The sequence below is a fragment of the Mycobacterium sp. 1081908.1 genome (assembly GCF_001673535.1).
Lineage (GTDB): Bacteria > Actinomycetota > Actinomycetes > Mycobacteriales > Mycobacteriaceae > Mycobacterium.
This window is the reverse complement of the sequence record NZ_LZLY01000038.1, coordinates 1-565: the sequence shown is the minus strand read 5'-3', so window position 1 is coordinate 565 and position 565 is coordinate 1. Positions and strand designations below refer to the sequence as shown.

1 protein-coding gene and 1 pseudogene are annotated in these 565 nt (G+C 70.3%); one reads left to right on the top strand and one right to left on the bottom strand.

Annotation, left to right across the window (positions count from 1 at the left end; genetic code table 11):
* Positions 1-113, bottom strand: a pseudogene (locus A5655_RS27750) (TetR/AcrR family transcriptional regulator); the annotation flags it as partial.
* Between the two features lie 84 nt (positions 114-197).
* Between A5655_RS27750 and A5655_RS06215 the strand changes: the two are divergent.
* The coding region (locus tag A5655_RS06215; protein WP_156764731.1) for a TetR/AcrR family transcriptional regulator at positions 198-565 on the top strand (368 nt) is incomplete at its 3' end.

The following is a 565-nucleotide window of genomic DNA, read 5'->3' as shown; positions in this document are numbered from 1 at the left end:
CGGGAGTAGCCCACCTCCGCCACACACCGCATGGCCGCGGCGATGATTCGAGCGCGGGTCTCCTCGCCGCTGGCGCCCGGCGGGCGCCCCAGCTGCGACCGGGCGGGGCTCATGCGGGGCACCCCCCTACGGAACCGGCACATAAATTGATCGGCCGATTATATTTGACGCTGTTAGCCGGAAGTGAGGACGTCACAATGACGCGGGCACAACTGGGTCGCCCGGTCGGCGCCAGCGGCGAGGAGACCCGCCGGCGGATCATCGTCGCCACCATGCGCTGCGTGGCCAGGGCCGGCTATTCGCGCGCGACCATCCGCGAGATCGCCCGCACGGCCGAGGTGACCAGCGCCAGCCTGTATCACTACTTTCCGAACAAGTCCGAGCTGCTCGCCGCGACCGTCAACGAGATCGACGAGCTCGTGTTGCCCCGGCTGCGCTCGGCCGCGTCGCGCTCCGACGACGTGGTCGAGCGCCTCGAGGCGATGCTGGACGAGCTGGGCAGGTTGCTGCGCGAGTATCCGCACCTGGCCGCGTTCGAGCGCGCCATGCGCGGGCGCACCGGGCT